The organism is Streptomyces sp. NRRL S-37 (genome assembly GCF_000721605.1).
In the GTDB taxonomy this organism is placed as follows: Bacteria; Actinomycetota; Actinomycetes; order Streptomycetales; family Streptomycetaceae; genus Streptomyces.
The window spans coordinates 50,950-64,741 of record NZ_JOIZ01000003.1 but is presented as its reverse complement, the minus strand read 5'-3'; the positions used below and the strand labels follow the sequence as shown (position 1 = coordinate 64,741).

The window sequence follows — 13,792 nt, the reverse complement described above, 5'->3', positions numbered from 1 at the left end:
CGTGCGGTCAGTGGCCCACCGAGAAGGTGGCGTCGGCGCGGTCGGTGGCGGTGCCGACCGGGTCGACGCGCAGGGCGTAGCCGGAGTGGCGGAGGTAGCGGGTGGGGTGGTTGTGGGAGCGGAAGGAGGACCAGGAGGCGTCGGCCAGGCCGGCGACGCGGTGGAAGGTGGCGTCCTGGGCGAAGGCACTGGTGCCGTCGTTGACGTCCAGTCGGACCTGGTAGTCGTAGTGCCGCAGATAGCGGGTGGGGTAGTTGACCGACTGGAACGAGACGCCGGAGGAGTCGGCCAGCCCGGGGACCAGCCTCCACTGGGAGTCGGTGTACGGGTCGAAGGGGTAGGTGTCGATCCGTGCCAGGTAGTCGGCGTGGCGGACGTAGCGGTCCGGGTAGTTGTACGACTTCAGCCGGTTCCAGGCGGGGGCGCCCCAGCGGGCCAGCAGGTTGGTGTACTCGGCGGCGGTGATCGGGGCGATGGTGCAGTGCTTGGCGTTGACCGGGTGGGTGTAGAGCTTCTGGTCCACCGGGGTCCAGGTGCCGGTCGCGAGGTCGGTGGTCCGCCAGGCGTAGAAGACGCCGTTGGGGGTGTAGGTGTCGCCCCACAGGTACCAGGTGTTCGAGGTCAGGGACTTCACGAGCGTGGGCGCCTCCGTTCCCCCGTGGGCGACCGACGTGCTGAACGGCGTGAAGCTGCCCGGGTTCAGTGAGGTGGAGCGCGCCCCGACCAGACCGCCGGTGCTGCTGCTCTTGAAGTAGAGGTAGTTGACGCCGTTCACGCCGACGGCCATGTCGCCGTCGATGACGTCGTAGCCGGGGTCGAAGAACACCTGGGGCGCGGAGACGGTCGTGAAGTCGCTGGTGTAGTTGACCATCAGGACGTTGTGGCCGGTGGAGTTCACGGCCGAGTAGAGGATGGCGTACTGGCCGCGGCTCGCGTCCCAGAAGGCTTCGGGGGCCCAGCTGTGGGTGACCATGTCGTGCAGGTGGGGGCGGCGGTAGTTGGTGAAGGTGCGCAGGTCGGCTGAGTCCCACACGTGGATGGTCTGGCTGTTGTAGCCCCAGTCGGTGCCCTTGAGGTCCGTGGCCAGCACGATGAAGCCGCCGTCGCGCTTGCGCATGATGAACGGGTCGCGCAGGCCGCCGGCGCCCGCGGTGGGGGTGACGACGGGGTTGTTCTGGTTCAGCGGCGTCCAGTTCAGGGAGTCGGTGCTGACGGCCAGGTGGAGTCCGTAGTCGGTGCCGAGGCCGTTCGGTGACTCCGTGAAGTAGCCCATGACGTAGGCGGAGTCGGCGGCATGGGCGGGCGGGGCGCCCAGGGACAGGTCGGCGGCCAGGGCCACCGACGTGGCCGCGGCGGCGCCGAGGAACAGTCTGCGGGACGGCATGGCCTGGCTGTGGGGGCGTACGCTCATCGGCTCTCCAGGTATGTGGGGCTGGTGCGCGAACGGAACGGGCGTGACCTGCTCGACGACCCCCATTACTGTTCGACATGACGAACAAGGTTCGGGGAGACGGTCAGAAACTAGAACCCGGCTGACGACCCGTCAATGCTTTCGCGCGACTCCGTCCGCACTCGCCGTTTCGACCGATGCCCGTCTTCCGCTCACCACCTGGGGGGCAGCGGCATTGACGTCACATTCAACGGCATACAGGGTTTCGGCGTCCGGCTGCCGTTTTCTCCTCGCCCGGCCGGAACACCGGGCGACATCACCGTTCGTGCCGGACGAAGCGCACCGGTTCCGTGAGCACGGAGGCGGACTCCGTGTCGGCCAGTGGTGGCGTCCCGCTTTGCGGTGCAGGGGATCGCGGCGTCGGAATCCGCAGGTGGAACGGTCGGCTCTGACGGGTCGAGTGACCGCCTGTACCGCGTCGCAGGGCACGGCCCCTCGCCGCACCCTCAGGAGGCATGTACCCGTTCCGAAAGCGGGAGCATTTCGGCCTCCAGTGTTCACGCTCCGCTCATTTGAGTGTGTGAGTCGCATTCGCCCGCCGGGTGCTCACCCTTTTCGGCAGAGTGAGGGGACATGAGCCCACAGGAGATCATGTCCCACCGGGTGGCGCAGTCGATCAAGCACGTGGAACGTGCAGGTCGCTGCCACATCAGCGCTGTTCAGGCGCCACCGACGGCAGGTCGGCCGCGCGATGCCATCAGAGGTGCAGTCCGACGTGGTTCACGATGAACCGCTTCCCCTCGGGATCGAGAGCGAAGTAGATCCGTCCGACCTCGTTGGGGGAGACGGCGTCCCGGACTTTGATGTGCGGCAGTCCGTCCCAGGGCTTCTGGTCGAACGTGAAGTAGCGCTTGTCCTTGTCCTTACTGAGCCTCTCGTCGCTAGGCGCGTACTTCAGTCCATGGTTGTCGTAGAACCACTGGGCCAGCCTGGGTATCTTGCCGGACTTCCTGTAGAGGTCCATCGCGGCCTGTGCGAGAGCCGTCAACCGGTCGGTCATCTCCTGGCGGTGCGGGTACCGGGACTCCTTCCAGGCGCGCGCCGCTCTCGCCGTGAACACGATGTGCTGCTCCGACGCCTCGGTGAGTGCTTGGAACGTGGGCAGGGCGTCCGTCGCTCCCAGGACCGGAATCTGGCTCCAGACGTCGAGCGTCGCCGTCTGCGCAGCACCGCCTCTCGACAGATCCAGGTACTGGTTCTTCCAGTAGTCCCGGTTCTGGCGCAGTGCCTCGGCGTCGGCTGCCTCGGAGCGCGCCTTGTCACGCTCCTCCATGCAGCTCTGCGCCATGTCCTCCCAGGACTTGGCCTCCTCTTCGAGCTGCCGCACCCGATCGTTCAGCGCTCTGAGCTCACCGGCCTTGTCCCCGGCGGCCTGCGCGCGGGACAGTTGCTCCGCCGCCCTGCGCGCCCCTGCCCGGTACGAGGCCTGCCGCGCCCGCTCCCACGCAGTGTCACTGCCTCGGGCGATGACAGAGAGGTGACCGAGCGAGGGCATCAACTGCGTTTCCACGAAGGACGGCCGGCACACCTCCTCACGCGAGTAGGCGGGATGCTCCAGGTCGAGATGGGGCCAGACCAACCGGGCGCCACCGCTGGGGACGGCCACTTGCTCGTGGACCCGGCGGACCGCTTGCGCGGTCAGGTAGTTCAGGGTCACCACTTGGGCGAGTCCGGCGAGTTGGCCCGAGGCATCGGCCGCCATGTTCCATGCCGCCTGGTCCCTGGGCTGCACCAGGAGAATGGGCAGGCGCGTACTCAGCGCGAGGGAATCGAGAAGCACGGCCGCGCTGCCCTCGTCCCTGATCCTCTCGTACCGCCCGGTGGCGACCTGGGTCAGCACCCGTACTTCGAGTTCCCGGTCCTTGAGCACCTCCCGCAGCAGGTTGGGGCGCCTGAGCCGCGGATCTCGCACCGGGGCGATCCAGCCGTCGGGGATCTCCCTGCCCATGACGGCCCTCAGTCCGCCACCACCTTTCTCCGACTGGGAGACCGTGATCCGCGTGACGAACTGGGCCGGCCCGTCGAACAGCGGCTGGTGGATGGTCACGCGCAGGGCGCGAGTGTGCTCGTCCCCCGCAACCATCCAGCTCACCGTGCGGTCGCCATGGCCGGGGATCTTCCCCGGAAGCACCGCTCTTCCCTCCTGGTCGAAGTCGGTCTCGGACGGCGCCGGTATACGGCCGCGACCGCTGAGCCAGTCGGCGAGATGACGGCGGAGACGTTCGTAGACACGGTCCGGCTGGTCCTGGGCGGACCGGACGTCGAAACTGACGGCATACAGCGCCTGCACGGTGGCCCCTCTCCCCGGATGCCCTGTGCAGCGGACCGAGTCCCCCACCGAACACGGTCAGGGCACCGCTCGGAGAGCCACCGTAATACCGCCCCGCCGAAGTCCCCAATGCTCTGGGCACGCTCAGGTCCGGGCTGTCAGGCTCAGGGAGCCGTCACGCACTCGGCCCATACCGTCTTGCCGGGGCCGGGACGGTCGCAGACACCCCAGGCGACGGCGAGGGCATCGACGAGGACCAGGCCGCGGCCGCCGGCCTCGTCCGAGTCGGGAGCCTTGCGCACCGGCTGGGCGGGGTGGGTGTCGGTGACCTCGATCCGGACCGCGCCTCGGGCGGCGTCGTAGGACAGTGACAGGGCGAAGTCCCGTCCCGGGACCCGGCCGTGGAGGACCGCGTTCGCGGCGAGTTCGGCGACGACGAGGAGGACGGTGTCGTGCATCTCGGTGCCGTGCGGGTGGCCCCATTCGGTCAGTTGGCGGGCGGCGAGCAGTCGGGCGAGGCGCGCGCCGCGGCGGGTGGCGGAGAAGCGTTGCGCGAACGTCGCGGTCAGGGCGGGGCTTTGCGTACGTGGAGCTGACATACCGATCACCCTGCCGAGAGGTGACGGCCCGTCGGCAGGCCCTGCGCCGATACAGATCGCGTTGTACTGGTCGACTCACTGGACCGGGTCGGTCACTGTACGTGAGCATGAGTGTGCCGAGCGTGGCGCAGCGCGCTCGGCACACGGTACGAGAGGTGCTCGGGCCTGGCAGGGATACGGCCCGGGAGCACGCGGGCACAGGGGAAGGCGGCTGCGATGGCGACGGACAACGGCTGCGGGGCGGACGGAAGCACCGGGCAGGGCGGGGGCGGAAACTGCGAGCCGGAGCTCTCGGACAGCTTGAAGACGTTCGGGGCGGTACTCAAGGCATTGCGTGAGGAAGCCCGCCTGACGCAGGAGCAGTTCGCACCGCTGGTACGGTACTCCGTCGCGTACATCGCCAAGATCGAACAGGGCAAGCGGTTCCCTCCACGAGACCTGCTGGAACGGTCGGAGGAGGTGCTGGGGGCGTTCGCGGGGCGAGTGTTGGGGGCGGCGGCGAAGAGCCTTACCCGGAAGGCGGGACTGGCGTCGTGGTTCCGGCAGTGGGCGGGGATCGAGGAGGAGGCGATCTCGCTTTATGCCTATGAGTGCGCTGTGATTCCGGGCTTGCTCCAGCCCGAGCCTTACATTCGCGCGCTCTTCGAGCGGCGTCTTCCGCCTCTGTCGGAGGAGCAGTTCGAGCGACAGGTCACGGCTCGACTCGAACGCCAACGCCTACTGACGGAGCGGCCGAACAGCACCTTCTGTTTCATCATCGAGCAGGCTCTGGTGGATCGCCGCTTGGCCGGTGAGGGCGTCACACACGCGCTGCTCAGCAGTCTCATCGATGTGGGCCGTCTCCGGAACGTGGAGATTCAGATCATGCCTCGCGTCCAGGAGGATCACTCCGGTTTCGAGGGCCCCCTCTACCTCGCTGAGACGGCGGAGAACCGATGGGTGGGCTACGTCGAAGCGCATGACTGCAGCATGCTTGTCACCGACGCAAAAGCCGCAAGCGCCATGCTTCAGCGCTATGGCAAGATGCGCTCGCAGGCTCTGAGTCACCATGCCACCGCGAGCCTGCTGGAGCAGATGCGAGGAGCGCTATGAGCACCACCGAACTGGCTTGGTTCAAGAGCAGCTACAGCGGCGGTGGGGGCGGCAACTGCGTCGAGGTCGCCGTGCGCGCGGAGGCCGTTCTCCTCCGGGACTCGAAGGACACGCACGGTCAGACGCTGGCCGTGTCCCACAACGCCTGGTCGGCGTTCACGGAGCTGGCGGCCGACTCACTCGTCTGAACTTCCGGTCCTTCACACCGGCCTGGTGCTTGCGGAGCCGGTTCCCGCAGGCGACGCCGCCGCGTCGGAGGCGTGGGCGAGCGCGGCATCGAGGAGGTCGCGGAGCAGGGCCGGGGTCGGGGCGACGGCGGTGGCGAGGAGTGCCGTGCCGTCGGCGAGGGGCGCCAGGACGCACTGTCCCCGTTCCGGGTCGCCGAGGAGGACGGGCTCCGGGAGCCGCACCGGTGCGGGGTCGACGAGGAGGAGCTGACCGGTCGCCCGGTGGCCGCCCAGTACGGAGGGTCCGTCCCACGCCGGGGCCGGAGCCCCGTAGACGGCGTGCTGGTCGAGGACCGGGCGGCCGTCGCGTCGTACGGTCAGGCGGGTGGACAGGTGGCCCGACGGTTCGGCGGTGCGTCCGAGGAGTTGCTCCTCGCGCAGGAGGAGCCGGGAGGTTCCGGCGAGTTCCACCCGGTAGGTCTGGTGCAGGGTGCTGCCCCGCGCGCTGATCAGCGGCTGGGGCAGCCAGTGCAGCGACGCGTGCTCGCCGACGGTGAGCCGTACGTCGTAGGTGGCGGAGTCCGTGGTGGAGCCGCGCAGGGCGATGGTGGCGGCGGACGTGGTCACCTCCAGCCGGGTGTGCGCCTCGGCGGTGATGTCGAGCGCGAGTCTGTCTCCGCCGAGCGGTGCGCTCATCGCGCCGAGCACACAGACCCGTGCCCGCTCCCCGCGGGGCCGCAGCCGGCGCAGGTGGAAGGGGCCGTCGCTGTGCAGGAGGGGGAGTGTCGTGGCGCGGCCGTTGTGGGTGGCCCTCAGCCGGGCGGTGGCACGGACGCCGGTGGGGTGGGGGCGGGGCTTCGGAAGGTCCCCGGCCGGGGCCTGGGCGGCGGTGGCCGTCACCCGGTGACTCCGGCGTGCCAGGCGGCGAGGCACTCGGTGACCCAGTCGGTGACCGGACGGATGCCGTCGGCCGCGGTCAGGCTGGTGAAGGCGTACGGCAGGTCCCCCCGCTGCCTGCGGGTGTCGGCCCTCATGGTGTCCAGGTCGGCTCCCACGTACGGCGCCAGGTCGGTCTTGTTGACCACGAGGAGGTCGGCGGTGGTGATGCCGGGGCCGCCCTTGCGGGGGATGTCGTCACCGCTGGCCACGTCGATGACGAAGACCTGGGTGTCGACGAGTCCGCGGGAGAAGGTCGCGGTGAGGTTGTCTCCCCCGGACTCGATGAGGATCAGGTCCAGCGGGTGCAGGGTCTCTTCGAGCTGCTCGACCGCTTCGAGGTTGGCGGAGATGTCGTCGCGGATGGCGGTGTGCGGGCAGGCGCCGGTCTCCACGGCGGTGATGCGCTCCGGTGGCAGTACGGCCTCGCGGCGCAGGAAGGCGGCGTCCTCCTGGGTGTAGATGTCGTTGGTGACCACGGCGAGGGACAGCCGGTCCCGCAGGGTGCGGCAGAGCGCCGCCACGGTCGCGGTCTTGCCCGAGCCGACCGGTCCGCCGAAGCCGATCCGCAGGGCGCGGCGGCTGCCGTCCGGGCGCCGGGGATCGGCGCTGTGGGTGTGGCGGTGCGGCAGGGTCACGGGAGGGTCCAGGTGCACGGGGGCTCCAGTTCGGTGCGGTGGAGGCGGGTCAGGAGGCGAAGAGGCGGACGGGCCGGGCGGCGTGCTGCTCGCCGGTGATGTCCAGCAGCGGGGCGGACGCGGCGGGCAGGGCGGTGACGCCCTCGGCAGCCACGCGCTCCGCCGCGCCGGCCGCGGCGCCGGCGACGGTGTCGCACTCGTCGGCGAGCCGCGCCAGGACCGCGGTGGCCTCGAACGGGTCGAGGCTCAGCAGGCGTACCGCCGCGGTCGCCGGGCCGCCGACGCTCTCGTAGGCGGCGGCGTGGGCGGCGTCGAGCGGGGTGAGTCCGGCGGCGCGGGCCGTGACGCCGAGGACGACCGGCTGGTGGGCGCCCTGGGGGCGGTGGTGGGCGAGGTGGTCGAGTTCGGGACTGGGCCAGGTGGCGCGGGCGGCGCGCATCAGCTGTCGGCCCAGGCGGCGGGCGACACGGCGCAGGGCCGGTGCGGGGGTGCGGGTGTCGGCGGCCTCGTCCAGGGCGAGGGCGTCGTGTCCGGTGGCGGCCGCGGCGGCGAGACCGGCGGCGGTCAGTCCGGCGGTGTGCAGCCGCCCGCGGCAGAACGCCTCCAGGCCGGCCGCGTCGTGCACGCTTCCGGAGGCGACGGCGGCCTCCATCCCGCCGGAGTGGGCGTGCCCGCCGGCGGGGAAGCGGCCGTCGGCCAGGAGGAGCAGGGCGGTGCGGCTCATGGCCCGCCTTTCGCATGGGGGCCGGGGCCGGTCGGCCCCGGCCGGGGGTCAGAACAGGAAGTACCGCTGGGCCAGGGGGAGTTCCGTCGCGTAGTTCCGTCCGACCTCCTGTCCGTCGACGCTGGTGCGGACGTCGGAGGTGGTGGCGCCGCCGATGGTGACGTCGAAGGTGTCGGGGTCGACGTCGATCTCCGGGAGGCCGTTGTTGTGCACCATGTCGGCCTTGGTGACGCCCCGGGTGGAGCGGATCGCGCGCAGCGGCTTGAGCAGCCCGGTCCGGGAGAGTTCGCCGTCGAGGGCGGCCTCGGCGACGAAGTTGAAGGAGTTCGCCGCCGGGGCGCGGCCCTGGAAGCCCCAGACCGGGCGCGGCAGATAGGGCTGCGGGGTGGGGATGGAGGCGTTGGCGTCGCCGATCTGCGCGTAGGCGATCTGGCCGCCCTTGATGACCATGTGGGGTTTCACGCCGAAGAACTTCGGCTCCCACAGGACCAGGTCGGCGAGTTTGCCGTCCTCGACGGAACCGACCTCGTGGTCGATGCCGTGGGTGACGGCGGGGTTGATGGTGTACTTGGCGATGTAGCGCCGGGCCCGGAAGTTGTCCGCGTCGGCGTCGTCCTCGCGCAGATGTCCGTAGCGGGACTTCATGACGTGCGCGGTCTGCCAGGTCCGCAGGATCATCTCGCCGATGCGGCCCATGGCCTGGGCGTCGGAGGACATCATCGAGATGGCGCCCATGTCGTGGAGCAGGTCCTCGGCGGCCATGGTGGAGGGCCGGATCCGGGAGTCGGCGAACGCCATGTCCGCCTCGACCTCCGGGTTGAGGTGGTGGCAGACGATCATCATGTCGACGTGTTCCTTCACGGTGTTGACCGTGAAGGGCCGGGTGGGGTTGGTCGACGCGGGCAGCACGTTCGGCTTGCTCGCGAGGCTGATCATGTCGGGGGCGTGACCGCCGCCCGCGCCCTCGATGTGGAAGATGTGCAGGCCGCGGTACTTGGCGTCCTTGGTCCTGCGGTCCTTCTTGGTCGCGGCGAAGGCGTGCTGCACGAAACCGGACTCGTTCAGGGAGTCGGCGTGCAGGGCGACCTGGACCCCGGTCTCCTCGCACACCGTCAGGGCGGCGTCGATCACGGCCGGGGTCGCGCCCCAGTCCTCGTGGATCTTGAAGCCGAGGGCGCCGGCCTCGACCTGGTCGTGCAGCGCCTTCCCGGAGACGGTGCTGCCCTTGGCGAGCAGGCCGATGTTGACCGGGAAGGCGTCGAGCGCCTCGAACATCCGCTGGATGTGCCACTTGCCGGGCGTCACGGTGGTGGCCGAACTGCCCTCGGCGGGGCCGGTGCCGCCGCCGATCAGGGTGGTCACGCCCGACGCGAGGGCCTCGTGGATCTGGCCGGGGCACAGGAAGTGCACGTGCGTGTCGACGCCGCCGGCGGTCAGGATGCGCCCCTGACCGGAGATCACCTCCGTCTCGGGCCCCACGACGAAGGCCGACGCGCGCGCGTCGTCGTTGTCGGGCGGCGTCATGGTCTCGGGGTTGTACGCCTTGCCGATCGCCTGGATCCGGCCGTCGCGCAGTCCGACGTCGGCCTTCACCACACCCCCTGGGACGCCGGCGCCCGCATGGTGCCGTCCGGTGGCGTGGGGTGGTCGAGTCCGGTCGGGACGGGCCTGCATGACGGACGGGCCCGGCGCACGCATTGCGTGTGCCGGGCCCGTCCGCCGGATCAGCGACCGGTCACTCCCCGGTGGCCGCCTTCTTCCTGCGCAGGAAGAACATCGCCGCGCCGCCCGCGACCACGAGGACCACCGCGATGCCCGCGATCACCGGCGTCGCGCTGGAGCCGCCGGTGTTGGCGAGGTCGCCCTCGCCGCCGGTGGTGTCGTCGGAGGAACCGCCGGCCGGGCTGGGGGCCGAGGACGGGGTGTCACCGTCGGTGCCCGGCGTCTCCGCGCCCGGCGTGCCCTGGGTCTTGCAGTCCAGGACGCCCTGGAAACGCTCCGAGAAGCCGTTCGGGCCCGTGATGGTGAAGTCGTACGACGCGTCCTCGTCGACCGGGACGGTCACCGTCTTGCTGCCGCCCGCCTCGACCGTGTGCTCGGTGCCCGCGAGTTCGAAGGTGAACGGGGTGTCGCCCTCGTTGCTCGCCGTGACGTCGACGCCGCCCTTGGCGCAGTTCTTCTCCGCCGTGACCGAGGGGATGGCGCCCTTGGTGGCCCAGTTCGCGGTCGCGTCAGCCGTGACCGTGGACTCGCTGGAACCGGCGAGGATCTGCGTCTGGCTCTTGCTGGGGCTCGCGAACGCGCGGCCGACCGGGATCTCGGTGGTCGCCCGGACCGTCAGCGACGCCGAACCGTCGGCCGTGCCCTCGGGCACGTCGAAGTACAGCTCGGTGCCGTCGCCGGCGGACGTGACGGCCTTGCCGTCCTTGTCGGTCACCTTGACACCGGCCCCGGCCGCGTCGGCGGAGGCGGCGACGGAGACCTGGCCGGCGTCGGTGCGCACGGTCACCGGGCCGAGCTTGCCGCCGGCCTTGCCGGAGACCGCGTTGGGCTCCAGCGTGAGGGAGGTCTTCGGCTCCTTCAGGTTCTGCGCCTGGGCCTCGAGCCAGTCGGCGAGCTTCTCGGCCTGCGCGTCGCGGGCCTCGACCTTCGCCCCGTCAGAGAAGCGCCAGATGGCCACCTGGGTGCCGGCCGCCGCGGTCTTGGCCGTCAGCCCCTGGGCACCCGCCTTCTGGGACAGCGCCGTCAGGTCGTCGACCTGCGGGTACGAGTTCTGGAGGATCCAGAGGATCTTCCCGGCGTTCTCGTTGGCGCCGAGCGAGGTCTGGGCCCAGGGGGTCTCCAGGTACGTCGCCTTGTTCTGGGTCGGGTTGTGGATGTCGATGCAGTACGACTGCAGACGGCCGCTGCCCTCGACGTTCATCTCGAACAGGCCGGCGGCGATGTTCTTGGTCTTGCCGTCGCCGAGGTCGAGGCGGGCCGAGTCGTACGTCTTCAGCCCGTCGAGCGTGGCGACCGCGCCCCCCTGGTGGTGGACGTCGTCCCCGTCGTCGGCGGCGGCGTTGCCCGCGCCGGCCAGGAGGCCCATGGTGAGCAGTCCGGCCGTGGCCGCCCCCGCGGCGATACGCCGCCCGGTGGTGCGCCGCCCGGTCGTGGCGGACGCGGAATGAAGAGCAAACACAGATTTCCCCTCCGGCGGGACCCGCAACGGGACACGCGAGATGTGTTCACACATGATGCGTGGTGGAAGAGTCACGCCAGTTGTCTCAAGTGCTGGACAAGCACACAGGGATCCTATGGATGGAAGCGCTCCGGATCTTCGTTCCCGACGCCGCACGACCGTTCCGAAGCGGAACCGTTACTTCACGCGACCGGAGTGTCCCCATCCATCCAATCTTCACAACCCGCCCGGGAAGCCTGCACACCTACTGTCCGGTAGAGGGCGGCCACCGCTCTGCGCTCGGCATGCGTTCCCGTACCCATGTGCCGTGCCGGGGGCGGTGGTTGGGCGACCGCCGGGAGAGACGGTCACGGCCGTCGGGAGAGGCGGGGGCGGACGACGGCCCGCCCGACGCCGGGGCACACACCCACGAGCAAGGCGTGAGCACCGACGACCCGTGCGTGTCCATCGGCGACGGCCACGTACATGCCGTCGACGAGGCGGAGGAAAGCGGCCCTGTGCCGTTCCACACGGGGGCGACGGGACGTGGCCGGTGCGGCTCGGCCGCTCCGCGGCCGGCAGCCGCTGGTGGAGCTGCCTCAGCCCGCCCCCGGGGGCGGCGCCCGGCTCTTCGGCGAGCAACGCGGTGGTCACGCGGTAGCACTCCAGCGCCTCACCCTGCCGTCCCGGCCAAGTCCGGCAACCGGTAAGCGCTTTTCGGACAAACTGGGGGCCGTCCGGGTGAGCAGAGACAACCCGGAAGGTGCCCAACGGCCTCTCATGATCCGAACACCGCGGCTCCGCAAGGCAGTTGGGGTCGTGCTGATCGTCCACGTTCCATGACGCACTCGAAAGCCGGAAGCACGAGGACTGATGACCAGACTCCAAAAGGGCCGCCCCAGCCGCCTGACCCGCCCCTCCCTCGCCGTCGCCGCGGCCATCGCCGTGACCGCTGGCGTCGTCGCCGCCGCGCCTGACGCGAAGTCCGAGGAGCCGACGCCGAAGCTCAGCCTGATCGCCGCGTCCACCTCCGTCACGCTCGACTCGTGGAAAGAGGATCCCGGGGTCTATCTCGATCTCGGGACGTACCTCACCTCCGAGAACGGCGCCTTCGAGCTCAAGGTGACCCGGAAGTCCTACAAGGACCCGGTCGTCGCCCAGCAGATCCTCCGGAACGGGAAGAAGACCCGGACCAAGACGCTCCCCGCCGGGCTCGTGAACGACTTCGCCGGCCTGCCGGACTTCACGCAGATCACCCTCACCGACGCGGCCGGCTCGACGGTGCTGGAGAAGACCGAGACGTTCTGCCCCAACAACGCCTCGGGGCGGATCCGGCCGGACGCCCCCGCCAACTCGAAGTATCCGGAGAGCTGTCCGACGAACCCGTTCACCCTCGGTTCGGTATGGGGCGTCGAGAACGGCTGGGCGTCCAACACCTACTCGGGGCACTACACCGAGACGGCCCAGCTGGCCGCCGGCACCTACACCGCCGAGATCAACGTGGCCAAGAAGTACCGTGATCTCTTCGGCATCGCCGACAAGCCGCAGACCGTCAAGGTGGTCGTCCGCGAGCGCAGTTGGGAAGACGAAGAGAGTGCCGGCGCCCGCAGCCCGGCGAAGACCACCGCCTCCGGGCACAGCGCCCACGCGCAGCACGACGCGCACGCGCAGCACGACGCGCACGCGCAGCACGGGGCCGCCGCGGACACCCCGGCCCCCGGCGCCGTGACGAGCGGCGCCGGCCCCTCGTACAACGCCGGCCACGGACCCTACCCGTCGGCTCCGCCCGCCCTGCCGTGGGCGCTGAAGAGGAAGTCCCTGGGGCGGCAGGCCCTCGCCACCGCCGAGGTCGGTGACAGTACCGGGCAGACCGACGGTTCGCGGCAGGCACCGGGCGCCCAGCCCAACGCGAAGCGGCCCGCAGGCAAGGCGTCCGTTCCCGACGTGCCGAAGCCCGACCTGCGCTCGCTGCCCGCGTTCGGCATCACCGTCAGCGACGGTTACGAGGAGGTGCCCGGCAAGGACTACCTCGCCTTCAGCGCCAACGTGTGGAACGCGGGCCCGGCCAAGCTCGTCGTGGACGGCTTCCGCTCCCCGGGCGCGGAGGTGATGGACGCCTACCAGTACTTCTACGACGCCGACGGCACACAGGTCGGATACACCCCGACCGGCGGCATGGAGTGGGACCCGCGTCCCGGCCACGAGCACTGGCACTTCCTGGACTTCGCCAGTTACCGGCTGCTGTCGGCCGACCAGAAGGAGACGGTGCGCAGCGGCAAGGAGGCATTCTGCCTGGCCAACACCGACGCCGTCGACTACACGGTGAAGAACGCCGACTGGCACCCGGACAACACGGACCTGTCCACCGCATGCGGCTACGAGAACTCCATCTCCGTCCGCGAGGTGCTCGACGTCGGCTCCGGTGACACCTACACCCAGGACCTACCCGGCCAGTCCTTCGACATCACGGACCTGCCGAACGGCACGTACTACATCCAGGTCCTCGCCAACCCGGAGAACCGGCTCAAGGAGACCGACCACAGCAACAACAGCGCGCTGCGGGAGGTCGTCCTGGGCGGCGAGAAGGGCGCCCGTACGGTGACGGTCCCCCCGCACCACCTGGTGGACGCCAACTGACCCGCCCGTGACAGCCGGGGCGGCCCCGGAGACGAACCGGAGCCGCCCCGGCCCGCCGGAACCGCCCGGGGATCCCGTTCGCCCGCGAGGGTCAACGGAGGTGCCCGGTAACGGAGTCGG

11 protein-coding genes and 1 pseudogene are annotated in these 13,792 nt (G+C 70.4%); 3 read left to right on the top strand and 9 right to left on the bottom strand.

The annotated features are described in order from the left end of the window. Positions 1 to 7: 7 nt before the first annotated feature. The 3 genes from IH50_RS0104490 to IH50_RS0104480 form a co-directional block, all read right to left on the bottom strand. Positions 8 to 1,411, bottom strand: coding sequence for a glycoside hydrolase family 43 protein (locus IH50_RS0104490; protein ID WP_030857449.1), 1,404 nt, complete (start codon positions 1,409 to 1,411; stop codon positions 8 to 10). Positions 1,412 to 2,147: 736 nt separating this feature from the next. After that, the gene (locus IH50_RS0104485) at positions 2,148 to 3,740 is read right to left on the bottom strand and encodes a hypothetical protein (RefSeq protein WP_030857448.1); all 1,593 of its coding nucleotides are present in this window, start codon (positions 3,738 to 3,740) and stop codon (positions 2,148 to 2,150) included. 143 nt (positions 3,741 to 3,883) lie between these two features. Beyond that, positions 3,884 to 4,318: an ATP-binding protein gene (locus IH50_RS0104480; protein ID WP_030857437.1), complete on the bottom strand. Its 435-nt coding sequence runs from the start codon at positions 4,316 to 4,318 to the stop codon at positions 3,884 to 3,886. A 216-nt stretch (positions 4,319 to 4,534) separates the two neighbouring features. Here IH50_RS0104480 and IH50_RS0104475 point away from each other — a divergent pair, with 216 nt between their 5' ends. Beyond that, positions 4,535 to 5,410 (top strand): helix-turn-helix domain-containing protein, encoded by an 876-nt coding sequence (locus IH50_RS0104475; RefSeq protein ID WP_030857435.1) that lies wholly within the window; start codon positions 4,535 to 4,537, stop codon positions 5,408 to 5,410. Next, positions 5,407 to 5,598 carry a DUF397 domain-containing protein gene (locus tag IH50_RS0104470; RefSeq protein ID WP_030857433.1) on the top strand — a complete coding sequence of 64 codons (192 nt, stop codon included), beginning with the start codon at positions 5,407 to 5,409 and terminating at the stop codon, positions 5,596 to 5,598. Before IH50_RS0104475 ends, IH50_RS0104470 begins: the two co-directional genes overlap by 4 nt. Before the next feature lie 12 nt (positions 5,599 to 5,610). Here IH50_RS0104470 and IH50_RS0104465 read toward each other — a convergent pair whose 3' ends face one another. The 6 genes and pseudogenes from IH50_RS0104465 to IH50_RS43485 form a co-directional block, all read right to left on the bottom strand. Further along, the gene (locus IH50_RS0104465; protein ID WP_107061970.1) at positions 5,611 to 6,477 is read right to left on the bottom strand and encodes an urease accessory protein UreD; all 867 of its coding nucleotides are present in this window, start codon (positions 6,475 to 6,477) and stop codon (positions 5,611 to 5,613) included. Further along, entirely contained in the window at positions 6,474 to 7,169 is a 696-nt protein-coding gene (gene ureG, locus IH50_RS0104460; RefSeq protein WP_030857429.1) for an urease accessory protein UreG, read from the bottom strand. Before ureG ends, IH50_RS0104465 begins: the two co-directional genes overlap by 4 nt. A 31-nt stretch (positions 7,170 to 7,200) precedes the next feature. Next, positions 7,201 to 7,875: an urease accessory protein UreF gene (locus IH50_RS0104455; protein WP_030857427.1), complete on the bottom strand. Its 675-nt coding sequence runs from the start codon at positions 7,873 to 7,875 to the stop codon at positions 7,201 to 7,203. 48 nt (positions 7,876 to 7,923) lie between these two features. Beyond that, positions 7,924 to 9,474: pseudogene (ureC, locus tag IH50_RS0104450) on the bottom strand (urease subunit alpha); the annotation flags it as partial. Positions 9,475 to 9,610: 136 nt separating this feature from the next. Then, entirely contained in the window at positions 9,611 to 10,963 is a 1,353-nt protein-coding gene (locus IH50_RS0104445; RefSeq protein WP_051767166.1) for a Cys-Gln thioester bond-forming surface protein, read from the bottom strand. Between the two features lie 309 nt (positions 10,964 to 11,272). Beyond that, on the bottom strand, positions 11,273 to 11,869 hold the full coding sequence (locus IH50_RS43485) for a bacterial transcriptional activator domain-containing protein (protein WP_234328079.1): 597 nt from the start codon (positions 11,867 to 11,869) through the stop codon (positions 11,273 to 11,275). A gap of 39 nt (positions 11,870 to 11,908) precedes the next feature. On the opposite strand from IH50_RS43485, the gene IH50_RS0104440 reads away from it, so the two are divergent. Then, positions 11,909 to 13,672, top strand: a complete 1,764-nt coding sequence (locus tag IH50_RS0104440) for a lysyl oxidase family protein (RefSeq protein WP_030857421.1) — start codon at positions 11,909 to 11,911, stop codon at positions 13,670 to 13,672. Positions 13,673 to 13,792: the final 120 nt, after the last annotated feature.